The following is a 24,582-nucleotide window of genomic DNA, read 5'->3' on the forward strand; positions in this document are numbered from 1 at the left end:
TCAGCCCAGGATTTCAGTTCGTACGCCGCGCCCGCACCGCCAGCGCGTGCGGTACTTCCGGACCGTCCGGCTCCTCAAAGCGCTCGATCGACAGCGACGGGACCAGGAACGCGTTCAGGAAGTCCGCCAGCGGTACGTGATGCATCCCGACCCGCCGCCGAATCCCGTCCTCCGACCAGTACGGCGACTCGTCGTGCCAGCCCCGCTGCCGGTACGTCGGATGTACGAGCCGGCTGCCGTCCTCGTTGAAGTACATGTGTGGCCCGTTGAAGCACGGGTGGACGCCGTACACGACGAGCACCCCGCCCGGCCGCAGTACCCGGGTCGCCTCCCGAACGACGGTCGCGAAGTCCTCGACATCAGTCGAGATCCACATCGTCACCGCGGTATCGAAGCTCCGATCCGCGAACGGCAGCTTGGTCGCGTCGCCTCGCATCAGCGGGCCGTCGGTGCGGGTGCGGGCGCGGCGGAGCTGGTCGGCGGAGAAGTCCAGCCCGACCACCGTACGACCGGTGGCGCGGATGGTTCCGAAGTTGCGCCCGGTGCCGCAGCCGATGTCCAGACAGGGCCCGGAGCCGGTGCCGAGCAGGTCGAGGAGGCCGGGTTGATGGGTCGGCGCGTCGGCGCCGAACCGCTCGTCGTACCAGTCCGCCAACCCGTCGTACCGAGCTCTCATGAAGCCTCCCCAGGTCCCCGCCCAGTCTAGTTGTGGAGGCTGCTTTAGGTCGGGGCAGCGACCTACGGGTAAGCTTTGCCGACGTTCTCTTTGAGTTTGGATGGTCCGACGTGGGTTCTGTGATCAAGAAGCGCCGTAAGCGGATGGCGAAGAAGAAGCACCGCAAGCTGCTGAAGAAGACGCGGGTGCAGCGCCGCAAGCTCGGCAAGTAGGCAGTTCCGCCGCGCCCGGTCCGGCTGGGGGTGTCTGGTGGCACGGGTAGTGATGGTGACCGGCGTCTCGCGAGACGCCGGTGCTCGCTGTGCCCGTGCGCTGGCAGCTGACCCCTCGATCGGCACCGTGCTCGGTGTCGACGTGGTTCCGCCGCGGGCGGAGCTCGGCAAGGTGCGGTTCGTCCGGGCCGACATCCGCAACCCGGTGATCGCGAAGGTGATCGCCGCGGAGGACGTCGACACGGTCGTACACACCGGGGTGGTGGCCACGCCTGGCAGCGCCGGTGGCCGGTCGTCGATGAAGGAGATCAACGTCATCGGCACCATGCAGCTGCTCGCCGCCTGCCAGAAGGCACCCGGCGTGGCCAAGCTGGTGGTGAAGTCGTCGACCACCGTGTACGGCGCGGGTCCGCGCGACCCGGCCATGTTCACCGAGGAGATGGCGCCGCGGGCGAATCACCAGCACGGGCTGAGCAAGGACGCCGTCGAGGTCGAGGGGTACGTCCGCGGTTTCGCGCGGCGCCGCCCGGACGTCTGCGTCAGTACGCTCCGGATGGCGAACTGGATCGGTCCGAAGACCGACTCCCCGATGACGCGGTACTTCGGCCTGCCGGTGGTCCCGACGGTGATCGGGTACGACGCGCGGCTGCAGTTCCTGCACGAGGACGACGGCGTCGAGGCGATCCGGCACGCCACCGTGAACGACCTGCCCGGTACGTTCAACCTGGCCGGTGACGGGATGCTGATGCTCTCGCAGGCGATCCGCCGGCTCGGCCGGCCGACGCTTCGGGTACCTTCGTTCACCGCGTCCAGCACGGCCGCCGTGGTCCGCCGGGCCCGGCTGGCGGACTTCTCGCCGGATCAGATCACCTTCCTCACGTACGGGCGCGGGGTCGACACCACGCGGATGCGGACCGAGTTCGGTTTCGAGCCGGCGTACACGACCGCGTCGGCCTTCGACGACTTCCGCGCCTCCCTCGGCACCGGCGCGATGACCCGCGCCACCACCCTGCTCACCGCCGGCCTGCACGGAGCAGGTTTGCACGGAGCCCGCCGTGGCTGACGCCGAAATCATCCCCATCGGCACCGCCGGCCGCCCGGGCCGCGCCACCGGAAACCGAACCACCCCCTCAGCCGCCGCCCGCAACCTCGCCGGCAGCAAGAAACCCCGCCGCACCACCACCGCGTCCACCCCGTCCACCCCGGCTCCGGGCGACGCGCAGGCGGGTAGTGCGGGCGGCACGGGCGGTGCGGGTAGCGCGGGCAGCACCGGTGGTGCGGGCGGCAAGAGCGGCGCGGGTAGTGCGGGTCGTGGGGAGCGGGTGGTTGGGGTTGAGGTTGGTGAGCCGGGTGTGGGGGTGGCTGAGTTTGAGCGGTTGGCTCGTGGGGTGCGGGAGTTGTTCGGGGAGGATGGTGAGCGGCGGGTCGCGGAGTGGGTGGCGTTTCTGCGGCGGCGGCTGGTGGGGGAGTACGAGGTCGACGAGTTCGGGTTCGACACCGATCTGACCGATCAGGTACTGCTGCCGATGCTGCGGCCGCTAGCGGAGAAGTGGTTCCGGGTGGAGGTGCGCGGGGTGGAGAACATCCCCGCCACCGGCAGCGCGCTGATCGTCGCGAACCATTCCGGCACGATGCCGCTGGACGGCCTGATCACCCAGCTGATCGTCGCCGACCACACCGGCCGCCCACTGCGTACGCTGGCCGCCGACCTGGTCTTCAAGACGCCGTTCGTCGGGGAGCTGGCCCGTAAGGGCGGCGCGACGCTGGCGGGGAACGACGACGCCGAGCGGCTGCTCCGGCAGGGCAACCTGGTGGGGGTCTGGCCGGAGGGTTTCAAGGGCCTCGGGAAGCCTTTCAGCGAGCGGTACAAGCTGCAGCGCTTCGGCCGGGGTGGCTTCGTCAGCGCCGCGATGCGTACCCGCGTGCCGATCGTGCCGTGCTCGATCGTCGGCGCCGAGGAGATCTATCCACTGGTCGGCAACCTGGCGTCGCTGGCCCGGCTGGTCGGCGTCCCGTACATCCCGGTGACGCCGTTCTTCCCGCTGCTCGGCCCGCTCGGCCTGGTCCCGCTGCCGTCGAAGTGGCTGATCGAGTTCGGCGAGCCGATCCGTACCGACGACTTCCCGGACGGCGCGGCGGACGACCCGATGCTGGTCTTCAACGTCACCGACCAGGTCCGCGAAACCATCCAGCAAACCCTCTACACCCTCCTCATGCAACGCCGCAGCGTCTTCTTCTGAGCCTGCTTCTCCACCCGTCTGTTGGGTTCTCCACCGGCATACGGGTGGAGAACCCACAACAAGAGTGGATAACCCTCACCGGAACGCGCCGAAGCCCCCGGTCGGACGGACCAGGGGCTTCGGTTTGGTGCTTACTTCCAGGGTGGGAGCAGGCTTTGCAGTACGCCTGGGAGGTTGATCAGCGGCGTCGTCGGCAGGGTCGGGAACGGCCACGGCCAGGACGGCGTCGACGGGGTCAGGGAAGGCAGCACCGTAGGCGTCGTAGTCGGCGAGTTTGACGACGAAGGCCGTGGTGGTGTCTTCAGCGCGGTCGGTGGCGGAGCGGTGGACTCCTCCACGATGGTGGTGTTCGGCACCTTGGTCGGCGTCGTGCTCGGCTGTTGCGAGGTCGAGGCGCCGGGCGTCGGGATCGTGCTCGACGCCTTGGTGCTCGAACTCGCTTTCGCGTGGTCACTCGGCTCGGCCGGGCTGGTGCGGTTCGGCTGGTGGTTCGTCCCCGTACTCGGGGCGGTGGCCGGCTTCGGGGTGTTGCACTTCGGGCAGGCCGCCGTGGTGTGCTGAGCCAGCTGCTCGATCGTGGCCAGCGCCTCCACCCCGGACTTCAGCGATTCCGGTGGGAGTTTCGGCGCGAGCTCACCAAGAGCCTGGCGGGCGCTGGTGATGAAGGCCGTGATCGCGGCGATCGAACTCTGATCACCGTTCTGCTGGTACGACGCGACCAATCGGGACACGCCCTTGCGGGCCTGGGCCGAGAAGTCGTCGAGCGTCGCGTTGATCGTGTCCACCGAACCGCCGTTCGCGGCCAGTTCCTGGACTTCGGACAGTCGGGTCATGGCGTGCTCGAGATCGCGCCGGCCACGGGAGTCGTCGCCGACGCTCACGTTGGTCGAAACGTTCTCGATACTGCGTTTCATGCCGTACAACGTGTCGCCTGGCATTGCCTGCTGGGCAGCGGCAGCAGAACCGATGCCACCTCCCAGCAGTACCAGCGCGGCGGTCGATGCCACCAGCCGGATCCTCCGGCCCTGGCGACGGCGGATATCTGTCACGGACGCGCCAACGTCCTCGCTACCCGGCGGGTCATCCGAGTCGTCCGGTGTGCTGCGCACCAGCAGCGGAGTCGCAGTTGTTGCCGCGCGCGCCGCCGCCTGCTCCATCAGGCGGTGCCGCAACTCGGCGCTGAACTCCGGTCGCGGTGCAACTGCGCCGGCGGTCCTCAGCCGTCCGGCCAGCTCCACAGCTTCCAGCAACTCGGGGTCTTCGCTCAGTCGCGCGGAGTGACGGGGCCCGTGATCGACGGCGTGCGCGAATGCCTCCGCGCGCGCTCGAGCCCTGTGTAGGTCACTCATGAGTTCTCGTTCTCCTCAATGGCCCGCCGGGGTCACCGACAGGTCCTCACCAGGCAAACGAGGAAACTCCCTGACGGGTTACGAAAGACATTCGTTGTCATCCTCCTCACCTCAAGTCCTTGGGGATAACCTTCGCCAAGTGCCGGACGGCCCGCAGCTGAAGCTGCTTCACGGCGCCTTCGGACTTCTCCAGGGCCTTGGCCGTCTCGGCGATCGACAGACCGGCGAAGAACCGCATCGTCAGGCAGTCGCGCTGTTCGTCCGGCAGACCGGCCACCGCTTCCCGGAGCACCTCGGCGGTGGCCGCGGCCAGCACGTCGATCTCCGGGCCCTCGGTCTGCCGGTCGTGGGTCTCGATCTCGTCGGTGACCACCTCGAGCCGGACCCGGCCGGACTTGTAGTGGTCGGTGATCAGGTTCCGGGCGATGGTCACCAGCCAGGCCCCGAAGTCCCGGCCCTGCCAGCGGAACGAGTCCAGCGCCCGGAGCGCCCGGACGAAGGTCTCGCTGGTCAGGTCCTCGGCCAGGGCCGAGGACGAGACCCGGGCGTAGATGTAGCGATAGACGGTGAGCGAGTACTCGTCGTACAGCTCACCGAAGGCACCGACGTCCCCGGCCTGGGCGCGATCGACGAGCTCCGCGCGTCTGATCCCGTCCGGGCTTGGCTCCGGCGTGGTCAAGTTTTCTCCCCGTTCAACTGACACGTCTTCTGACACATTCGCGAATGGCCACAATGGCTGCGACAGCACCGAGCGTCATCGGTGCAACACATGCTGTCAACAGCCTGGGGCGTGCCGCCTTCCGTTCGCTCCGAGCGTCATCGAATGCGCCAGCGGACTGCGTCCCGGATCGGGGCAGCCTGCTGTCGGGGAGGGTCCATCGCGCATGAGGTTCCCCGCGCGAACGGAGTTTCTGCAGTGTGAGGTTCTGTAGAAGCGCGTTCGCGAAGGCACCTGTATATCGGTGGTCACGCTCCGCTGCAACCGTTCTGCCAAAACCCGGCCGGTCCCGGACCGGATCGGTGCCGTGACAGACTCACCTGGTGAAGGTGAATTTCGCGGACATTCTTCGTGACACAGCGCAACGTCACGGCGAGCGTCCCGCGCTGGTCGACGGGGATCGGCGGCTGACCTGGAACGAGCTCGACCAGGCCGTCGACCGGACCGCGCGGGGCCTCGCCGCGGCCGGCCTGGTGCCTGGCTACCGGGTCCTGCTGCTGGTTGCCAACAGCATCGAATTCGTCACGTCCTACCTGGGCATTCTTCGCGCCGGGCTGGTCGCCGTACCGCTGAACACCGGGCTGACCAAGCCCGAGCTGGCGGCCGTCGCGGCGCATTCCGGCGCCCGGCTGGCGATCGCCGGGCCGGGTCTCGCGGAGCGCCTCGAAGGCGTCCGGACGGTGGCGCCGGACCAGCTTGACGGTGACGTTCAGTTACCGCCGTCGATCGACCCCGAGGCGCTCGCGGTGCTGCTGTACACGTCCGGAACGAGTGGCGATCCGCGCGCCGCGATGCTCACCCATCGGGCGCTGGCGGCGAATGTGCAGAACCTCACCGACCTCGGCGAGGACCGGATGGGTCCCGGGGACGTCGTCCTCGGCGTGCTGCCGATGTTCCATGCGTTCGGCCTGAACGCGGTCCTCGGCTGGGCGGTCGCCACCGGGGCGGCACTGATCGTCGAGCAGCGGTTCGACCCCGCGTACACCCTGGACCTGATCGGCCGGTACGGCGTGACCCGCCTGCCGCTGGCGCCACCGGCGCTGAACGCGCTGCTTACCCGGCCGGACCTGCGGACCGCGCTGAAGTCGGTGAAGGTCGTGCTGACCGGCGCGTCCACCCTCGACCGCGGGCTCGCCGACCGCTTCGAGCAGGCCAGCGGGTTGCACGTACACCAGGGCTATGGCTTGACCGAGGCGTCCCCAGGCGTCACCACGACGCTCGGGGAGGCGGCGCCGAAGCCCGGTTCGGTCGGCCGCGCGCTGCCGAACGTCGAGCTCCGGATCGCCGACGAGCAGGGCGAGGACGTCGAGGGCGACGACCCCGGCGAGATCCTGATCCGCGGCGGCAACCTGTTCTCCGGCTACTGGCCGGACGGCGTGGACGGGCCGGACGCGGAGGGCTGGTACCGGACCGGTGACGTCGGCTTCCTGGACGTGGACGGCGACCTGTTCCTGGTCGACCGGCTGCGGGAGCTGATCATCGTGTCCGGGTTCAACGTGTTCCCGAGCGAGGTGGAGGACGTGCTGGTCGGCGCGGACGGGGTCCGCGAGGCGGCGGTGATCGGCGTACCGTCCGAGGACACCGGCGAGGCGGTGAAGGCGTTCGTGGTTCCGTTGCCGGGCGCCACGATCGACGTCGCGGCGGTGCGCGCGTACGCCGAGGGCCGGCTGGCGCGGTTCAAGTGCCCGGTCGAGATCGAGGTGGTGGACAACCTGCCGCACTCGGTCACGGGCAAGGTGGCCAAGGGCCGGTTGCGGGCGGGAGGCAAATGAGCAGGGTCACGATGTACGGGAAGCCCGGTTGTCACCTCTGCGACGACGCCCGGGAGATCATCCGGGCCGTCTGCGCCGAGGCGGGGGTGGAATGGGACGAGGTCGACATCACTCAGGATGACCGGTTGTTCACCCAGTACGGCGAGCAGATCCCGGTCACCTTCGTCGATGGGAAGCAGCACGACTTCTGGCGAGTGGACCCCGCCCGGCTCCGAAAAGCCCTGATGAGGTAAGCGCGCCGGGAGCAATCCGGCCCGGAGTGTCTCTCAGCTCACTCTCGCCGATTTTGTTCTCACGTTCACAAGCTCCTAGAGTAAGAGAGCCGCCGGCCGTCAGACCGCGGTGAACCAACCTGCTCCCAGGAGAATTGTGACGCGTGCCAGCAGCCGTCGCCCCGGCCCGCCGACGAGAACCGAACGCGGCATCCCCGAGGCGACTGTCGCGCGCTTGCCGGTCTATCTGCGGGCGCTGACCGCGCTGTCCGACAACGGCATCGCGACCGCCTCCAGCGAGGACCTGGCCACCGCCGCCGGGGTGAACTCGGCGAAGCTCCGCAAGGACCTTTCCTACCTCGGCTCGTACGGCACCCGCGGCGTCGGCTACGACGTGGAGTACCTGCGGTACCAGATCGCCCGCGAGATCGGCGTCACCCAGGACTGGGCGGTCGTCATCGTCGGGATCGGAAACCTCGGTCACGCGCTGGCGAACTACTCCGGTTTCGGTACCCGCGGCTTCCGGATCGTCGCGCTGCTGGACGCCGACCCGAACCTGGTCGGCGAGCGGATCGGCGACATGGAGGTCCGCGACTTCGCCCAGCTGGAGGAGATCGTCGAGACCGACCGGGTCTCGATCGGCGTCATCACCACCCCGGCCGGCCCGGCCCAGGAGGTGTGCGACCGGCTGGTCGCCGCCGGTGTGACCAGCATCCTGAACTTCGCGCCGGTGGTGCTGTCCGTGCCCGACGGCGTGGACATCCGCAAGGTGGACCTCTCGATCGAGTTGCAGATCCTGGCGTACCACGAACAACGAAAGTCCGGAGAGGCGGCGCTCCCCCAGGTGCCCGAGCTACCAGCGATGAACGGTCTGACGGATCTCCCGAGCGTCGGGGGAGGTGTCGGAGCATGAGCTACCTGGTAGTCGGAATCAGCCATCGGTCCGCCGCGATCGATGTGCTGGAGCGGGTGGCGCTGGACGCGGGCGCGGCGACCAAGCTGGCGCTGACGGTGAACAACTCCCCGGCGGTGGCCGAAACCGCGGTGCTCGCGACCTGCAACCGCACCGAGGTGTACGGGTCGGTCGACCGGTTCCACGCCGGCATGGACGAGATCACCGCGATCCTGTCCGACCTCACCGGCGTACCGCTGATCGACCTGGCCGAACACCTGTACGTGCACTTCGAGGAAGGCGCCGTCGCGCACCTGTTCCAGGTCGCGGTCGGGCTGGACTCGATGGTCGTCGGCGAGAGCCAGATCCTCGGCCAGGTGAAGGAGACGCTGCGCGTCGGCCAGGACCTGGAGACTGTCGGCAGCGACCTGAACGCCCTGTTCCAGCACGCGTTGCGGGTCGGCAAGCGGGCCCGGACCGAGACCGGCATCGACTCCGCCGGCCGTTCGGTCGTCTCGGCCGGCCTGGAAGCGGTCGGCGGGTTCGAGAACCGGCGAGCGCTGATCGTCGGCGCCGGTTCGATGGCGTCGCTGGCCGCGCAGACGCTCGCGAACGGTGGCGCCCGGAGCGTGACCGTTGCCAACCGCAACTACGACCGCGCGGTCGTGCTGGCGGAGCGCATCGGGGGTACGGCGATCCGCCTGGACGACGTACCGAAGGCATTGCACGACGCCGACCTGGTCGTCTCGTGCACCGGCGCGCGCGGCGTCGTACTGACCGAGGAAATGATCCGCGACGCGTCCGACGGGCGCCCCCTCGGCGTACTGGATGTCGCGCTGCCGCGGGACGTCGCGCCCGAGGTGGCCCGGATTCCGGGCGTCGCGCTGGTCACCCTCGCCGACCTGGCCCGGACGGCCGGCGGCAGCGAGGACGACATCGACGAGGTCCGCCGGATCGTCGGCGAGGAGAGCGGGTCGTTCGAGGCGACCCGCCGGGCCGCGTCGGTGGCGCCGACCGTGGTCGCGCTGCGGGCGATGGCCAGCGGACTGGTCGACAGCGAGCTGGCCCGGCTGGAACGCCGGCTGCCGGGTCTCGACGAGCACGAGCGGCACGAGGTCGAGCGCACCATTCGGCGGGTCGTCGACAAGGTGCTGCACAACCCGACGGTTCGGGTGAAGGAGCTGGGCGGTGACCCGGGCGGACCGACGTACGCCGACGCGCTGCGGCAGCTGTTCGCGCTCGACCAGGCGGCGGTGGACGCCGTGACCGCCGCGAAGACGCCGGGCGAGACGAGCAACACCCGCGCCGATGCGGGAGCAGCAGGAGGTGAGCAGGCATGATCCGGTTGGGTACCCGCCGGTCCGCGCTGGCGAACGCGCAGGCGACGCTGGTCGCGGACGCGCTCCGGAACCTGGGTCACGAGGTCGAGGTGATCCCGATCGCCACCACCGGCGACGCCGACAAGGTGTCCCCGGTCGAGCAGATCGGCGGCACCGGCATCTACGTGAGCTCGCTGCGGGACGCGCTGCTGGCGGACGAGATCGACATCGCCGTGCACTCCCTGAAGGACCTGCCGACCGCGCCGATCGACGGTCTCACCATCGGTGCGATCCCGGTCCGCGAGGACCCACGCGACGTCCTCGTCGCCCGGGACGGCCTGACCCTCGGCGAGCTGCCGCGCGGTGCCCTGATCGGCACCGGGGCGCCCCGCCGGGCGGCCCAGATCGACGCGCTCGGCCTGGGCGTCGAGTGCACCGGCGTCCGCGGCAACGTGGACACCCGGATCGGGCTGGTCACGTCGGGCAAGGTCGACGCGGTCGTGCTGGCGCGGGCCGGCCTGGCCCGGCTCGGCCGGCTTGCCGAGGTGACCGAGACGCTGGACCCGATCCAGGTCCTGCCGTCACCCGGGCAAGGCGCCCTGGGCGTCGAGTGCCGGGCCGGCGACACCGCGATCCTGGCCGCGCTGGCGCCGCTGGAGGACCCGGCCACCCGGGCCGCGGTGACCGCCGAACGACAGCTGCTGGCCACGCTCGAGGCGGGCTGCACGGCGCCGGTCGGTGCCCTCGCCGAGGTGGTCGAGGGTGAGGACGGCCCGGAGCTGTGGCTGCGCGGCGCGCTCGGCCAGGACGACGGCGTCCGCCGGCTCTCCGCGAACGGAGCGGTCGACGATCCGGTGGTGCTCGGCAAGGCGCTGGCGTACGAACTGCTGGAGCGAACATGACACCAGCACAGGGCACCACCACGAAGGCCCACAAGACGAGCAGGAAAACGACGAGGGCGAAGGCAGACGTGAGCGCGAAGACAGCCGCCACCGCGGCACCGCAGAAGGCCGCCACCAGTACCGTCAAGCAGACCAAACCACTCGGCCATGTCACGTTCGTCGGCGTCGGCCCCGGTGACCCGGCGCTGCTGACGCTGGCCGGCCGGGACGTGCTCGCGAACGCCGACGCGGTGGTCGTCGAGGGCCCCGAGCACGACGCGTTCCTGACCTACTGCCCACCGGGCGTCGAGGTGATCGACGGCTCCGGTGCCGAGGGCAGCCGGGCGCTGCGGGTGGCCGCCCGGGCCCGGCTGGTGGTGAAGACCGCCAAGTCCGCGGCGAACGTGGTCCGGCTGCTCAGCGGCGACCCGTTCACCTTCTCCAGCGGCGCCGAAGAGGCGGCCGCCTGCCGGAAGGCCGGCATCGGGTTCAACGTCGTGCCGGGCGTGAGTGAGGTCAGCGCGGTCCCGACGTACGCGGGGATTCCGCTGACGATGAAGGGCGACCGCGAGGTCACCGTCGTCGACCTGGCCGAGAACAAGCTCGACCTGACCCGGCTGCAGCCGAAGCAGACGCTCGTCCTGCTGAACGCCACCGAGGTCCTGAAGGAGACCGCAGCCGCGCTGATCGAGGCCGGTTTCGACGCCGGTACGCCGGTCGCGGTGACCGTCGGGGGTACGACGACCACCCAGACCAGCGTGGTCGGCACCCTGGAGACGATCGTCGCGGACCTGCGCGCGGCCAAGGTCACCGGCGAGGCAGTGATCGTCGTCGGCGCCGTGGTCGAGCAGCGCGAGGCGCTGTCCTGGTTCGAGACGAAGCCGCTGTTCGGCTGGCGGATCCTGGTCCCGCGGACCAAGGACCAGGCCGGCCCGCTGATGGACCGGCTCCGTCGGTACGGCGCGATGCCCGAAGAGGTACCGACCATCTCGGTCGAACCGCCGCGCAACCCGCAGCAGATGGACAAGGCGATCCGCGGCCTGGTCGAAGGCCGGTACGAGTGGGTCGCGTTCACCTCGGTCAACGCGGTCAAGGCGGTCCGGGAGAAGTTCGACGAGTACGGGCTGGACGCGCGGGCGTTCTCCGGGCTGAAGATCGCGGCCGTCGGTGACAAGACCGCCGAGGCGATCGGTGCCTGGGGCATCCGTCCGGACCTGGTCCCGTCCGGTGAGCAGTCGGCGGCCGGCCTGGTCGAGGACTGGCCGCCGTTCGACGAGGTGCTGGACCCGATCAATCGGGTCTTCCTGCCCCGGGCGGACATCGCCACCGAGACGCTGGTCGCCGGTCTCACCGATCTCGGCTGGGAGGTCGACGACGTGACCGCGTACCGGACCGTACGCGCCGCGCCGCCGCCGGCCCCGACCCGCGAGGCGATCAAGTCCGGCAAGTTCGACGCGGTCGTCTTCACCTCGTCGTCGACGGTCCGGAACCTGGTCGGCATCGCCGGCAAGCCGCACGCGTCCACCGTGATCGCGGTGATCGGCCCGGCGACGCTGAAGACCGCCGAGGAGCACGGCCTGCGCGTCGACGCGATGGCCGAAACCCCGTCCGCCGAAGAGCTCGCCGACGCGCTGGCCCGGTTCGGCGCGGACCGCCGCGACACCATGGTGGAGGCCGGCGAGCCGGTCACCCGCCCGTCCGAACGCCGTCCCGGTTCCCGTCGAAAGAGCTGATCGTGTCTGGATTCCCGGAAGTACGGCCGCGCCGGCTGAGGTCGTCGGCGGCGGTGCGCCGGCTCGTCGCCGAGACCACGCTCGAACCGCGGCAGCTGATCCTGCCGATGTTCGTCCGCGAAGGCGCCCGCGAGCCGATCGCGATCAAGTCGATGCCGGGCGTCGTCCAGCACACCCGTGACACCGCCCGCAAGGCGATCGCCGAAGCCGCCCAGCTCGGCCTCGGCGGCGTGATGCTGTTCGGGATTCCTTCGGTCAAGGACGAAACCGGGTCCGGTGGGCTCGATCCCGACGGCATCCTGAACGTCGCGATCCGGGACGCGGTGTCCGAGGCCGGTGACGCGTTGCTGGTGATGGCGGATCTGTGCCTCGACGAGTTCACCTCGCACGGGCACTGCGGCGTACTCGACGCGTCCGGCCGGGTCGACAACGACGCGACGCTGGCGCTCTACGCGGAGATGGGCGTCGCGCAGGCGTCGGCCGGTGCACATGTCGTCGGGCCGTCCGGGATGATGGACGGGCAGGTCGGCGCGGTTCGTACCGCGCTGGATGCGGCTGGCTTCCTTGACACGGTGATCCTGGGGTACGCGGTGAAGTACGCGTCCGCTTTCTTCGGTCCGTTCCGCGAGGCGGTCGACTCGTCGCTGACCGGGGACCGGAAGACGTACCAGCAGGACAACGCGAACGCCCGCGAGGCGATCCGCGAGGTCGACCTGGACATCGCCGAGGGCGCCGACATCGTGATGGTGAAGCCCGCGCTGGCGTACCTCGACATCATCCGCCAGGTCCGCGACCACGTGAACGTACCCGTTGCCGCGTACAACATTTCCGGCGAGTACGCGATGGTGGAGGCGGCCGCCGCCAACGGCTGGATCGACCGCGAACGCGCGATCATGGAAACCCTCACGTCGATCCGCCGGGCCGGCGCCGACACCATCCTCACCTACTGGGCAACGGAAACCGCCCACCTGCTCAACCGCCGGTAGCCCACACCACCCCGCCGAGCAAGCCGCCGAGTTCAGTAGCCGGTGATGTCGGGCCAGGAGAGTTCGATGCCTTGGGCAACTAGGGTGGACTGGAAGGTGCTCAGGGAAGCGGGGGTGTTGCGGACGGCTCGGGGGGTGGTGTTGTGGTTGAGGCAGTAGGCGGCGAGGGCGCCCGCGGATTCGCCGATGTTCCATTCGACCGGATGTAGCCGGTAGCAACCATTGGTGATGTGGGTGGTGCCCAGGTTCTTGCCGGCGGGCAGGAGATTCTCGACGCGTTCCGGGATCAGCGACCCGAGTGGAATCCGGAACGGGCTGCTCGCCACGTCGATGTAGTTGTCGCCGCCCGTCGACGGATGCAGGTCGATGCGATACATCCCGACGCCGACCGAGTCCGCGTACTCGACCGCGCCCCGCGCGCCCCGGACCGCGACGGACAGATCCTGTTCGACGATCGTGTACTCGGCCTTGATGCGCCGTGATTCCCGGATGTACGGCGCCTGGGCCAGACCGTTCGTGGAGCCGAGCAGATCCCCGCGCAGCCGCAGACCGGGGAATCCGGTGCCGCCATCGGCTCGAGGTGCTTCGGTCTGCAACCAGTAGAAGACGGCCAGAGACAACTCTTGAGCCGCGGCAAGGTGCTTCGCGGCATCGGGTACGTCGATCACCGGGCCGTCGAAGTAGTCGATCATCGGCCAGTTGACCAGGCAGATGTCGCTCCCGTACGCGCCGGGGACGAACTGCCGGCGGGCGGCGATCCGGCGGAAGGTCCAAAGGTTGGTGTCACCACCGGTACGGCGCTGGTCGGCGATCACCGCGAGCGGGTCGTCGTCGGGGTTCGGGGTGAAAGTACGCTTCGAGGATTCCAGGGTGCGCGGGTTCGGGGCGGTCCAGGACAGCAACCGGTCGCCCCAGAACTCGGGCTGGTAGTTCCGCCAGTACGCGTAGTTGGCCGGTTTGTCGCCGATCTGATCGCCGTCGACGTGATCGACCGCGAAACAGTACGAGACGGCCTGCATGTTCAATGGTTGCGCCTCGGCGGGGGCGCTCGGCTCGCCGGTGGTGGACTGGGATTCGAAACCGGTGACGTACTCGGTGCCGGTCAGCGGTAGTAGCTCGCCGGTCTCGGTCGCGTCGAGTACGTACGGCGCGGTGATCGTGATGCGTTCGTCGGACTCGCGGTGCTGGACGGTCACCGCGGTGACCCGGTCGCCGTCGGTGTCGGCCGCGACCGGACGGTACGGCTGGAGGACCTGCAGGCGGCGACCCGCCCGGTACGGGGCGAGCATGGCTTCCAGTACGGCGAGGGCGACGCGTGGTTCGTGGCAGAGCTTGGAGACGTAGCCGGCGCCTGGGTTGAGCTGTACGGCGTCGCGGGCGGCGGCGGTGAGCGGATAGTGGCGGCGGTAGTAGTCGCGGATTCCGTCCCGCAGGGCGCGGTACGACGCGGTGACGCCGAACTGCTCGACCCAGGAGTGCTCGTCCGGCGGTACGGCCTGGCTGGTCAGCTGTCCGCCGAGCCAGTCGAACTCCTCGGTGAGGACGACCGAACGGCCGGCGCGCAGGGCGGCGAGGGCTGCCGCGACACCGCCAAGACCGCCGCCGACGACGAGAACATCAGTACGCATTTAGTGGCCTTTGCTGGGCGGGGTGAGGGTGGTGCCGGTGGTCAGTTCGCAGGGGAGGAGCACTTGGTGCGGGGTGGTGGTGCCGTTGAGGATTGCTTCCAGGAGCTCGACCGCCCTGAGGCCCATCGCGCGGCGGGGGATGTGGAAGCCGGAGAAGTCGACGTCGGTGGCGACCGGGCGGGTGGAGTCGCCCAGGGCGATCACTGACAGATCGGCGGGTACGTCGATGCCGCGCGCCGAGGCCGCCGCGAGCAGGGCGATCGCGTCGGCGCGCTCCTCCACGAAGACGGCGGTGATGTGCCGATCGAGCAGGGTGTCAAGCAGCTCGCCCGCCCAGGAGTCCGGTGGGGTCGCACCGGCGCTTCCGGACGAGCTGTGGTCATCGGGAAGGGCGGCCGGTCGAGGGGCGGTGGTGAGGGTGAGGGCGCGGGGGCCGGCGGCCTGGTGGAAGCCGCGGATGCGGTCGGCGGAGGACTCGGCGAGGTGATCCGAAGCGGTCAGGTCGTGGAGGGTCGCGCCGGGGCCCGCGTAGGCGACGTGACGGTGGCCGAGGGACAGGGCTTGCCGGACGATTGCCGCGGTGGCGGTGGTGTAGTCGGCGCCCACGTACGGCACGGGGCCGCCGGCGTCGTCTCGGCGGCCGACCGAGACGAATGGGTAGTCCTCGGCGATCAGCCGAGCCAGCTCGTCATGCGGGACGTCGCGCCCGAGCAACAGGCACCCGTCGGCGATCCGCAACCGGTTGTTCTCGTGGAAGATCCGCCGGTGACCTTCGTTCACCGGCGCGCTGGTGAACAGCAGCAGATCCAGCCCGAGCCGTTCGGCGCAATCCTCGATCCCGGCCAGGAACGGATGATAGAAATCCCCGCTCGCACTCGGAAACACCGACTCGTACGTGAACACGCCAAGGATCTGGTTGCGCTGTTTCAGCATCCGCCGGGCCAGCGGATCGGCCTGGTACCCGGTTTCGCGGATCACCTTGAGCACCCGGTCCCGGGTTTCGGCCGGGATCCGGGCGGTCGCGTCGCTGCGGTTGTTCAGCACCAGCGAAACGGTGGTCTGGCTGACGTTCGCCAGCCGCGCGATGTCACGCTGCGTCAGTCGGGTGGCCTTGTCCGGCATCGTGCGACGATAGCTCGCCCGAAACTCCCTCGTCAAGCCGAACAAGCAGTGATAATTCGAATTACTAGGACACTCGGAACTGCAGCACCTGACGCCCGGGAGTACGCCCGGTCAGGTACACCCGAAGCCCGTCCGGGGTCAGATTGCCACCGAGATACGTGTACCGCTCACCCGGATCCATCGCGACCCGAGCCGTACCGTTCCCCGGCCCGAACGAGATCCGGTCCGAACCCACGGTGTAACTCCCGGTCCCGGCCCCGAGCTGATAGTTGCCCACAGCATCCAAGGTGTCCACCCCGGCCAGGGTCCCGCCCGGCCGGAAGCACAGCTCGATCGCGTACGCCGTCGCGTCGCCCGCGAAATCGAACGTCAGGTCGAACCCGTCCGAGACCTCGGCAACCGTGATCGACGTACGCAACGACCGGTACTGCTTCGGCCGATGCCCGAAGTCCATCGATGCGTAGAAACGTCCATCCGGAGTCAACGCATACTGCCCGTCAGCCCGGCGATGCCGCTTCGGCAACGGCAAGTGGTACGGCACTTTCACCTCGGACGCCAACCGAAACGTCTTGCCCGTGACCCGAAGTCCAGCACTGCGAAAGTGCCCCGTACTGAAGAACTGCGGAGACAGCCGCACCGAGTCCAGGATCGCCGCACCGTTGCGCAGTTTGAAGAACGTCGGATTCGTTGACAACCCCGACGAAATCACCGGCAGGTCCCAGAAGTCCGTGCCACCGAAGACAGTCGCCGTACGCGCCCCACGCCGCACCCGGACCGACGCCTGCGACGGGTAGTGCCGCACGAAATCAGCCGGCGCCGGAACCGAAACCGGAAGCTTCGCGGCAAGTGACGGCCGCTCCAGTACCTCGGCCAGAAAGTCCCCGAGCTCACCGGTCCCACGTGCTTCGATGCCTTTGGCAACAGTCGCGAATCGCCCGTCCCGCGAGTGCAACGCGAGCTCACGGAACTGGGTCAGGTACCACCAAACCTCCCGAACCCCCTTCTGATCCTGCCGTCGCGACGCGGTCGTATCCACCTCGCCGTTCGGCTCCAGCAGATACAGCGTCACGTCGAGATTCCGGCGTACGTACTCGAGCAACCCGGGCTTGTTCCGCAACCACGCGATCGTCAGCAAACAAGGGTTCGTGACCTCGGCCGCGTACGTGGAGCTGCGTTCGCTGTAGATCCCGTCCGGGGTCGCGTCGATGCCTTCGTCCAGCCAGTCGTCGATCCGCGCCGCGTACCGCCGGTCCGGGAACAGGTGGTGCGCGCGGGCCAGCGCGGCGGACACCTCCCACCGGTGGTTCGGTGTGTGTACGCCACCACTCGCCAGCGCCGGACCGGCCTTCTTCACCACCGACGCGAGGCGCTCCCGGAGCGCGGCGGAAGCGGACTGACCGTCGGCGTCCAGCAGCGCGTACAGCATGCAGACATCCTGAATCGCGAACGCACTGTCCGGTGGCGAATGCAGGTTCCCGACGTCGTACAGCCCATCCGAGTGCTGCCGTACGACGAGCTGATCGATGAGCCACTCAAGCGGCTCGAGCAACGCCGGGTCGTGGTGGTACGACGACCGGCCCCACACGTACCCGGAGACCAGGCGGCGGGCCTTCCGCGCCACTGTCCGGACGCTGTCGCCGGCGTTCCGGTAGTTGGCCAGGACCAGCGGGATCTGTGCCTGGTTGGCCTTGGTCAGCACGGCCAGGAAGTCGTCGTCCACGGCAGCAACCTCAGCATGCGCGGCGCCCGGATGCAGCGCGCCCACCGCCACCGTGGTCAGCGAACCGGTCAGAAATGTACGTCGGAGCATCAGGGCTCTCCTCTGGTAAGCGGTTGCCAAGTGTCCAGAACTGTCGCTGCGCGACTTTGTCCTGTCAAGACCGCGCAAGCACCGCGCGACCGGTCGGCCCGGCGCGCTCCGAGCCCTTGCATAAACCGGTTTCTCGTACTAGTTTCACCGGCCAAAGCAAGCGCTTTCCGGCGGCCTGGTTCAACCCGCCGGCCTGGGATGGAGGAGTAGTCGATGAGTGCGCTCAGCGAACTGGGCAGCCTCCGGGGCAGGAAGGCATCAGGCCGGAAGAAGGACAACCTGGCCGGGTACCTGTTCCTGGCGCCGTGGTTGCTCGGGCTGTTCCTGATCACGATCGGCCCGATGCTGGCCTCGCTGTACCTGTCCTTCACGGACTACAACCTGATCCAGGCGCCGAAGTGGATCGGCCTGGACAACTTCGTCCGGATGCTGTCCGACCAGCGGCTGCACAACTCGCTCAAGGTCACGTTCACGTACGTGTTCGTCTCGGTCCCGCTGCAACTCGCGCTGGCGCTGCTGCTGGCCGTGGTGCTCGACCGGGGGGTTCGGGGGATGGCGCTTTATCGATCCATCTTCTACCTGCCGTCGCTGCTCGGCTCGAGTGTCGCGATCGCGATCCTGTGGCGGCAGGTGTTCGGCACCGAGGGCCTGATGAACCAGGTGCTCGGCCTGGCCGGCATCGAAGGCAAAGGCTGGATCTCCGACCCGAGTACGGCGCTGGGCACGCTGGTCGTACTGAACGTGTGGACGTTCGGTTCGCCGATGGTGATCTTCCTGGCCGGCCTCCGGCAGATCCCGTCGATGTACTACGAGGCAGCCGCCGTCGACGGGGCCGGCACCCTGCGCCGGTTCGTCAGCATCACGCTGCCGCTGCTGACGCCGATCGTGTTCTTCAACCTGGTGCTGCAGCTCATCCACGCGTTCCAGTCGTTCACCCAGGCGTTCGTCGTCTCCGGGGGCAGCGGCGGGCCGTCGGACTCGACGATGTTCTTCACGCTCTACCTCTACGACCGGGGCTTCGGGAATTTCGACATGGGGTACGCGTCCGCGATGGCGTGGTTCCTGCTCGTGATCATCGGGGTCTTCACCGCCGCGAACTTCTTCGCCTCGAAGTACTGGGTGTTCTATGACGACTGAGACGCTGCCCCGAACCGTCGGCCGGACCGCGATCCTGACCTGGCCCCGGGTCCGCCCGCTGATCATCCACGTCCTCCTGGCCGGCGCCGCGCTGGTGATGCTCTACCCGGTGATCTGGATGGTGGTCAGCTCGCTGCGGCCGGGCAACGAGATCTTCCGCGATCCCGGCATCCTGGTGAAGGACCTGCGGATCGAGAACTACCGGGTCGGCTGGAACGCGCTGACCGAGCCGTTCACGCGGTACCTGCTGAACTCGGCGCTGGTGGTGCTGGGCGCGATCCTCGGCAATCTGGTGTCCTGCTCGATGGCGGCGTACGCGTTCGCCCGGCTGGAGTTCAGCGGCAAGAAGTTCTGGTTCGCGATCATGCTGCTGAGCATCATGCTGCCGATCCACGTGGTGATCGTGCCGCAGTACATCCTGTTCTCGAACCTGGGCTGGATCAACACCGTGCTGCCGCTGATCGTGCCGAAGCTGCTCGCCACCGACGCGTTCTTCGTCTTCCTGATGGTGCAGTTCATCCGCGGCATCCCGCGCGAGCTGGACGAGGCGGCCCGGATCGACGGCTGTGGCAAGGCCGGCATCTTCGTCCGGATCATCCTGCCGCTGATGGTGCCGGCGCTGGCGACCACGACGATCTTCACGTTCATCTGGACCTGGAACGACTTCTTCAGCCAGTTGATCTACCTGACCGACCCGCACATGTACACCGTGCCGCTCGCCCTCCGTTCGTTCGTCGACTCGACCTCGAGTTCGTCCTGGGGATCGATGTTCGCGATGTCGGTGGTGTCCCTGGTCCCGGTCTTCCTCGCCTTCCTGCTCGGCCAGCGTTTCCTGATCAAAGGCATCGCCACCACCGGCATCAAGTAACCCGCACCGACCAACCCGGCTTCGAACAGATCCGTTGTCGCTGTAGATATTGCTGAAAGGTGCACCACATGAGGCACATCCCCAAGGCCCTGACGGCCCTGGCGCTGGCCACCACGTTGCTGGCGGCAAGCGCCTGCGGTGGCGACTCCGGCGGCGCCGCGTCGTCGAAGGACGGCGGCAAGGTCACGCTCCGCTTCACCTGGTGGGGGTCGGACACCCGGACCAAGCTCACCCAGCAGGTGATCGACGCGTACCAGCAGGACCATCCGGACGTCACCATCAAGGGTGAGTTCGGTGAGTGGTCCGGCTACTGGGACAAGCTCGCCACCACGGTCGCGGCGAACGACGCGCCCGACATCATCCAGATGGACGAGAAGTACCTGCGCGAGTACGCCAAGCGGGGCGCGCTGCTCGACCTGAAGAAGGCGCCGGGCCTGGACACCGGCAAGTTCGAGCCGGACACCCTCGGCGCCGGTGAGTTCGACGGCGGTCTGTACGGGCTGAACGCCGGCATCAACTCCTTCGCGGTAGTGGTGAACCCGGCGGCGTTCAAGACGGCCGGCGTACCGATCCCGGACGACACCACCTGGACCTGGGACGACTTCGCCAGGACCGCTGCCGAGATCACCACCAAGACCGGCGGCAAGATCACCGGTTCCGGCACGCTCGGCGGCAACGAGGCCGGCCTGAACCTGTGGGCCCGGCAGAACGGCGAGTCGCTCTGGACCAAGGACGGGAAGCTCGGCGTCTCGCCGGAGCAGACCACCGACTTCTTCAAGTACATCCTGAAGCTGCGCGACCAGAAGGCGATCCCGTCGGCCGAGGCGGTCTCGCAGGACATGAACGCGTCGCTGGACCAGTCCGCGTTCGCGACCGGCAAGCTGGCGATGACGTTCATCTGGAGCAACCAGCTGGTCGCCTTCAGCAAGGCGACCGGTCAGCAGCTGAAGCTGCTCCGGATTCCGAGCCCGGACGGCAAGGCGGCCGACAACGGCTCGTACTACAAGGGTTCGATGTTCTGGTCGATCTCGTCCCGGTCGAAGCAGCAGAAGGCGGCCGCCGAGTTCGTCAACTACCTGGCCAACAGCGCCGCGGCCGGGAACGTGCTGCTGGCCGAGCGGGGCGTACCGCCGAACACCGAGATCCGCGCCGAGGTGACGCCGAAGCTGCAGCCGGCCGACGCCGCGACCGCGAAGTTCATCCAGGACATCGGCAAGGACCTGGGCGACCCGTCGCCGGCGCCGCCGGTCGGTGGTGGCCAGGTGGAGAAGATCATCCAGCGGTACACGACCGAGGTGCTGTTCGGGCGGCAGGCGCCGGACGCGGCCGCCAAGGCGTTCCTGGCCGAGGTCGACGGGGAGCTCAAATAGTGTTGCTGACGGCAACTGATTGCCGATGACGGGGCCGCTTGGGCCGTCTGGGCCGCGCGTGGCCGTGGTGGGAATTCACGGCCACGGCGCCTCCCATCTCCGGAACGTCACCCGGCTGGCCGGACGCGGCCAGGCCGAGCTGGTCGCGGTCGCCGACCCGCAAGGCGCGGCCGACCTGCCGGCCGGGGTCCAGGTCTTCGCGGGTCTGGACGAGCTGCTGGCCGCGACCGCGGTCGACGTGGTGGTGATCTGTACGCCGATCCAGACGCACGTACCGCTCGCGGAGCTGGCGATGCGCGCGGGCGCCGACATACTGCTGGAGAAGCCGCCGACCGCGACGCTGGCCGAGTTCGAGCGGCTGTCCGCAGTGGTGGCCGAGACCGGCCGGGCTTGCCAGGTCGGGTTCCAGGCGCAGGCGTCGGAGGCCACGTTGAAGCTGGCATCGATGATCGCCGACGGACACCTCGGCGAGCTTCGCGGCATCAGCGCGACCGGCAAGTGGGTACGAAAGGCGCGGTACTTCCAGCGGGCGCGCTGGTCCGGCCGGCGACGGCTCGACGGAATCGACGTGGTCGACGGCGCGGTGACGAACCCACTCGCGCATGCGGCCGCGGCTGCGCTGCTGCTGGACGGTTCGACCGGCGTGGATGACGTACGCACGGTCGAGACCGAGCTGTACCGGGCGAATCCGATCGAGTCCGACGACACCTCATCGGTACGGATCACGACCACTCGAGGTACGCCGATCCTGATCGCGGTCACCTTGTGCGCGACGGAGCATCTGGAGGCGTCCGTGATCGTGCACGGCTCTGAAGGGCGTGCGGTGCTGACGTACCAGTCGGACCTGATCGACGGTACGAAGTACGGCCGGGCGGATCTGCTGGAGAACCTGATCGCACACCGCGCCGACCCGGCCGTACCGCTCTACTGTCCTTTGCACGCGACCGGCGGATTCACCCGCGTGGTCGAGGCGGTGCGGACCGCCCCGGATCCGATCGAGATTCCCGCGGAGCTGGTGCGCTGGGAAGGCGACGGACCGGAACGCCGGCCGGTCGTCCTCGAAGTGGAGGACTGGATCGACCGCGCCTCGGACGAGCTCGCGTTGTTCAGCGAACTCGGCGCGCCTTGGAGCCAATCAAAAGGGAAGACTCAATGACGCGGAATCTTGGCTGCAACCACGCGGTCGGCCGATCCATCCAGGTCACCGCGGGCGGCCGCGAGCTGTTCACGTACGTGTACAACGCGGACGACCCGCAGTACGAATCGCCGCGCCCGTACTTCCACCCGATCCGCACGCTGACCGGCGATCTGGTCAGCGTGTACCGCCCGTGGGATCACCTGTGGCACAAGGGTCTCGCGTGGTCGCTGCCGCACTTCGGGCGGGACAATTTCTGGGGCGGGCCGACGTACGCCAAGGAGGACGGCTACCAGCCGCGGGACAACAACGGATCGCAGCACCACGACCGGGTGGACGCGCTCGACGTCAGCGATGACGAGGTCCGGTTCGCGCATCACCTCTCGTGGCACACCCAGAGCGGCAAGCAGGTCGTCGACGAGCTGCGTACGATCATCACGCGCTGCACCGACGACGGCTGGGTGTTGCGGTACGAGACCGCGATGACGAACGTGTCCGGCGAGGACGTACCGATCGGCAGCCCGACCACGGCCGGTCGGCCGAACGCCGGGTACGGCGGACTGTTCTGGCGCGGACCGCGCTGCTTTACCAACGGCACGATCCTCTCCCCGCAGGGCAGCGGGCGCGACGAGTTGATGGGGCAGCGCGCACCGTGGATGGGCTTCACCGCGCGGCAGGACGAGACGGACACGGCGTCGACGATCATCGTCGCGGACGACACCGGCAACGTACGCCATCCTCCGCGGTGGTTCGTCCGCTCGGAGAACTTCGCCGCGGTCTGCCCGGCTCCGTGGTTCTCCGAAGAACTGCCTGTCCCGGCCGGCAGCACTCTTAACCTCAGGTACGCCGTCCTGGTCGCCGACGGTCTCTCCGATGACGCCCGCGCCAACGCGCTCGCGGACCAGGCGCGGAAAGCACTGGGCTAAGTCGCTTCCTTATCAACAAAAAAGGAAGCGTTTGAAATTCGGAGGTGTAAGCCGCCAAGGTAATGGGGAGGTTCGAGACGTTTCCGGATTCGCCTCCCCTTCCGGGGCCGGGAACCGGTAGCCTCGTGCAGCGCGCTACATGGGGGCCGCCGTACCACCCACCCGACGAACTGCCGGAGAGCCCAAACCGGTCAGGAGAGCACGTCTTGCAGGAGAACACCAGCACAACCAGTACTGGCGAACTGGTCAACGTACCCCTCACCGGTGCGGACAAAGTCGCCTACGCTTTCTACGCGACCGCGGCTGCCGCGGCTCTGGTCGGCCAGGTCTGGGCCGGCGTGACCCATATCCCCTGGCCGGACAGCGGCTTCTCGACGCTGCTCAAGATCGTCCTGGTCACTCCCGCGGTCGCGGTGCTCGAGCTCGGTGGTGTCGCCACCGCCGCGCTCGCCGACCTGCGCCGGCGCAAGGGCGAGCAGGCCTACGCGTACCGGGCGATGTCGTTCTTCGCGGCCCTGGTCGCGGTCGTCTTCAACGTGATCGGCCACTGGCGGCCGGAGGAGCGGTTCCTCGCCTTCGGCTTCGGCGGCCTGTCCGCGTTCGCCTACGTACTCTGGCTGATCCACAGCTCGGCGCGCCGCCGCGACGCGCTGCGCGGGGCGGGGCAGATGCGTGACACCGGTCCGGTGTACGGCCTGGTGCAGTGGGCTCGCGAACCGCGGGTCACCTGGCTGGCCCGTTCGCTGGCGATCGAACACGGCTACGGCCTGTACGAGAGTCTCCGCGCGGCGCAGCACCAGATCCGGAACCGGAGCCGGCGTGAGGCGATCGCCGGAACGGTTGCCGAGTACATCCGGTCCGAGCACCAGGACGAGCGGCTGGCGAAGATCGCCGAGACGACGTACGACCCGGACCGGCTGGCCGGCATGCTCGAGGAGCGGATCAACTACGAGGTCATCACCAACAAGCTGACCAAGGCGATCTCGCCGCCACCGGAGGCCGAAGAGCGTCCGGCCGCGGTGTGGGTGCTCGAAGGCGGGCAGCCGCGGCGCGCGGACGGCGGTGTGTCGTTGCGTGGCGACGAGGACGCCTGGACCGGCGAGCTGATGGCGATCGTCGACCAGCCCGACCGGACCGACAGCGACGTCGCCGAGGCGGTCGTGGTCGAGGACGAGAGCGAGTCGCGGAACGGTGCCAGCGGCAAGCTTCAGCCGCTGGCCCCGCAGCCGAAGGCCGAGCCGGTGGTGAAGAAGCCGCAGCCGCCGTCACCGTTCGCGGGACCGACGGACGCCCAGCCGCCGGCGCTGCTGAGCGGTGTGAAGGTCGAACCGGTGCTACCGGACCCGGCGCCGGCCGGGAAGGCTGAGCCGGAGCCGGAGGAAGAGCAGCCGGAGCCGACCGATCTGGAGAAGCGGCGGATGCGCGCGTGGAACATGCTGGCCGACTGGCCGGAAGGTCACGAGCGCACGGCGAAGAACCTGGCCACGGCGATCAACTGCAGCGAGCCGATGGCGAGCCGTTTCATCGAGCAGTACGAGGCTGAGCACGGCCTGGTCTTCACCTCGCCGAACTGAGTTTCAAGAGCTATGTGAACTG

Annotated in this window: 22 protein-coding genes; 16 read left to right on the forward strand and 6 right to left on the reverse strand. The window is 68.7% G+C overall.

Translation table 11 applies throughout. The annotated features are described in order from the left end of the window. Window positions 1-13: 13 nt before the first annotated feature. Window positions 14-676 carry a class I SAM-dependent methyltransferase gene (locus HDA44_RS29730; protein ID WP_184840032.1) on the reverse strand — a complete coding sequence of 221 codons (663 nt, stop codon included), beginning with the start codon at window positions 674-676 and terminating at the stop codon, window positions 14-16. 110 nt (window positions 677-786) lie between these two features. On the opposite strand from HDA44_RS29730, the gene HDA44_RS29735 reads away from it, so the two are divergent. The 3 genes from HDA44_RS29735 to HDA44_RS29745 are packed head-to-tail and all read left to right on the forward strand — an operon-like array spanning window position 787 to window position 3,128. After that, the gene (locus HDA44_RS29735; RefSeq protein WP_008356322.1) at window positions 787-888 is read left to right on the forward strand and encodes a 30S ribosomal protein bS22; all 102 of its coding nucleotides are present in this window, start codon (window positions 787-789) and stop codon (window positions 886-888) included. Between the two features lie 37 nt (window positions 889-925). Further along, window positions 926-1,951 (forward strand): NAD-dependent epimerase/dehydratase family protein, encoded by a 1,026-nt coding sequence (locus HDA44_RS29740; RefSeq protein ID WP_337906565.1) that lies wholly within the window; start codon window positions 926-928, stop codon window positions 1,949-1,951. Further along, window positions 1,944-3,128 (forward strand): 1-acyl-sn-glycerol-3-phosphate acyltransferase, encoded by a 1,185-nt coding sequence (locus HDA44_RS29745; protein ID WP_184840034.1) that lies wholly within the window; start codon window positions 1,944-1,946, stop codon window positions 3,126-3,128. The genes HDA44_RS29740 and HDA44_RS29745 overlap by 8 nt, the downstream gene beginning before the upstream one ends. A 131-nt stretch (window positions 3,129-3,259) precedes the next feature. Here HDA44_RS29745 and HDA44_RS29750 read toward each other — a convergent pair whose 3' ends face one another. Further along, on the reverse strand, window positions 3,260-4,477 hold the full coding sequence (locus HDA44_RS29750; RefSeq protein WP_184840037.1) for a DUF5667 domain-containing protein: 1,218 nt from the start codon (window positions 4,475-4,477) through the stop codon (window positions 3,260-3,262). Window positions 4,478-4,583: 106 nt separating this feature from the next. Further along, window positions 4,584-5,156: a sigma-70 family RNA polymerase sigma factor gene (locus HDA44_RS29755; RefSeq protein WP_202887630.1), complete on the reverse strand. Its 573-nt coding sequence runs from the start codon at window positions 5,154-5,156 to the stop codon at window positions 4,584-4,586. Window positions 5,157-5,518: 362 nt separating this feature from the next. Between HDA44_RS29755 and HDA44_RS29760 the strand changes: the two genes are divergently transcribed. The 7 genes from HDA44_RS29760 to hemB all read left to right on the forward strand — a co-directional run bounded on the left by HDA44_RS29760 (window position 5,519) and on the right by hemB (window position 12,990). Next, a complete protein-coding gene (locus HDA44_RS29760; RefSeq protein WP_184840039.1) occupies window positions 5,519-6,967 on the forward strand; it encodes an AMP-binding protein in 1,449 nt (482 codons plus the stop codon). Beyond that, entirely contained in the window at window positions 6,964-7,200 is a 237-nt protein-coding gene (locus tag HDA44_RS29765) for a glutaredoxin family protein (RefSeq protein WP_184840041.1), read from the forward strand. The genes HDA44_RS29760 and HDA44_RS29765 overlap by 4 nt, the downstream gene beginning before the upstream one ends. A 136-nt stretch (window positions 7,201-7,336) precedes the next feature. Beyond that, on the forward strand, window positions 7,337-8,092 hold the full coding sequence (locus HDA44_RS29770; RefSeq protein ID WP_184840043.1) for a redox-sensing transcriptional repressor Rex: 756 nt from the start codon (window positions 7,337-7,339) through the stop codon (window positions 8,090-8,092). Then, complete coding sequence (locus tag HDA44_RS29775) at window positions 8,089-9,411, forward strand: glutamyl-tRNA reductase (protein ID WP_184840046.1); 1,323 nt, start codon at window positions 8,089-8,091, stop codon at window positions 9,409-9,411. The genes HDA44_RS29770 and HDA44_RS29775 overlap by 4 nt, the downstream gene beginning before the upstream one ends. Further along, on the forward strand, window positions 9,408-10,292 hold the full coding sequence (hemC, locus tag HDA44_RS29780) for a hydroxymethylbilane synthase (protein WP_184840048.1): 885 nt from the start codon (window positions 9,408-9,410) through the stop codon (window positions 10,290-10,292). The genes HDA44_RS29775 and hemC overlap by 4 nt, the downstream gene beginning before the upstream one ends. Then, window positions 10,289-12,004, forward strand: coding sequence for a bifunctional uroporphyrinogen-III C-methyltransferase/uroporphyrinogen-III synthase (locus HDA44_RS29785; protein WP_184840050.1), 1,716 nt, complete (start codon window positions 10,289-10,291; stop codon window positions 12,002-12,004). The genes hemC and HDA44_RS29785 overlap by 4 nt, the downstream gene beginning before the upstream one ends. A gap of 2 nt (window positions 12,005-12,006) precedes the next feature. Next, window positions 12,007-12,990 carry a porphobilinogen synthase gene (gene hemB, locus HDA44_RS29790; RefSeq protein ID WP_184840052.1) on the forward strand — a complete coding sequence of 328 codons (984 nt, stop codon included), beginning with the start codon at window positions 12,007-12,009 and terminating at the stop codon, window positions 12,988-12,990. Window positions 12,991-13,022: 32 nt separating this feature from the next. Here hemB and HDA44_RS29795 read toward each other — a convergent pair whose 3' ends face one another. The 3 genes from HDA44_RS29795 to HDA44_RS29805 all read right to left on the reverse strand — a co-directional run bounded on the left by HDA44_RS29795 (window position 13,023) and on the right by HDA44_RS29805 (window position 17,550). Next, a complete protein-coding gene (locus HDA44_RS29795; RefSeq protein WP_184840053.1) occupies window positions 13,023-14,618 on the reverse strand; it encodes an FAD-dependent oxidoreductase in 1,596 nt (531 codons plus the stop codon). Next, complete coding sequence (locus HDA44_RS29800; RefSeq protein WP_184840055.1) at window positions 14,619-15,740, reverse strand: LacI family DNA-binding transcriptional regulator; 1,122 nt, start codon at window positions 15,738-15,740, stop codon at window positions 14,619-14,621. It abuts the gene before it with no gap. Window positions 15,741-15,804: 64 nt separating this feature from the next. Beyond that, window positions 15,805-17,550 carry a hypothetical protein gene (locus tag HDA44_RS29805; RefSeq protein ID WP_184840057.1) on the reverse strand — a complete coding sequence of 582 codons (1,746 nt, stop codon included), beginning with the start codon at window positions 17,548-17,550 and terminating at the stop codon, window positions 15,805-15,807. Between the two features lie 213 nt (window positions 17,551-17,763). On the opposite strand from HDA44_RS29805, the gene HDA44_RS29810 reads away from it, so the two are divergent. The 6 genes from HDA44_RS29810 to HDA44_RS29835 all read left to right on the forward strand — a co-directional run bounded on the left by HDA44_RS29810 (window position 17,764) and on the right by HDA44_RS29835 (window position 24,560). Continuing rightward, complete coding sequence (locus HDA44_RS29810) at window positions 17,764-18,687, forward strand: carbohydrate ABC transporter permease (protein WP_184840059.1); 924 nt, start codon at window positions 17,764-17,766, stop codon at window positions 18,685-18,687. Beyond that, complete coding sequence (locus HDA44_RS29815; RefSeq protein WP_184840061.1) at window positions 18,677-19,555, forward strand: carbohydrate ABC transporter permease; 879 nt, start codon at window positions 18,677-18,679, stop codon at window positions 19,553-19,555. Before HDA44_RS29810 ends, HDA44_RS29815 begins: the two co-directional genes overlap by 11 nt. Before the next feature lie 68 nt (window positions 19,556-19,623). Further along, the gene (locus tag HDA44_RS29820; protein ID WP_184840063.1) at window positions 19,624-20,925 is read left to right on the forward strand and encodes an ABC transporter substrate-binding protein; all 1,302 of its coding nucleotides are present in this window, start codon (window positions 19,624-19,626) and stop codon (window positions 20,923-20,925) included. A 67-nt stretch (window positions 20,926-20,992) separates the two neighbouring features. Next, on the forward strand, window positions 20,993-22,081 hold the full coding sequence (locus tag HDA44_RS29825; RefSeq protein ID WP_337906568.1) for a Gfo/Idh/MocA family protein: 1,089 nt from the start codon (window positions 20,993-20,995) through the stop codon (window positions 22,079-22,081). Further along, a complete protein-coding gene (locus tag HDA44_RS29830; RefSeq protein ID WP_184840067.1) occupies window positions 22,078-22,986 on the forward strand; it encodes a DUF6807 domain-containing protein in 909 nt (302 codons plus the stop codon). Before HDA44_RS29825 ends, HDA44_RS29830 begins: the two co-directional genes overlap by 4 nt. A 206-nt stretch (window positions 22,987-23,192) precedes the next feature. After that, complete coding sequence (locus HDA44_RS29835) at window positions 23,193-24,560, forward strand: hypothetical protein (RefSeq protein ID WP_184840069.1); 1,368 nt, start codon at window positions 23,193-23,195, stop codon at window positions 24,558-24,560. Window positions 24,561-24,582 lie beyond the last annotated feature (22 nt).

The sequence above is a fragment of the Kribbella solani genome (assembly GCF_014205295.1).
GTDB lineage: Bacteria > Actinomycetota > Actinomycetes > Propionibacteriales > Kribbellaceae > Kribbella > Kribbella solani.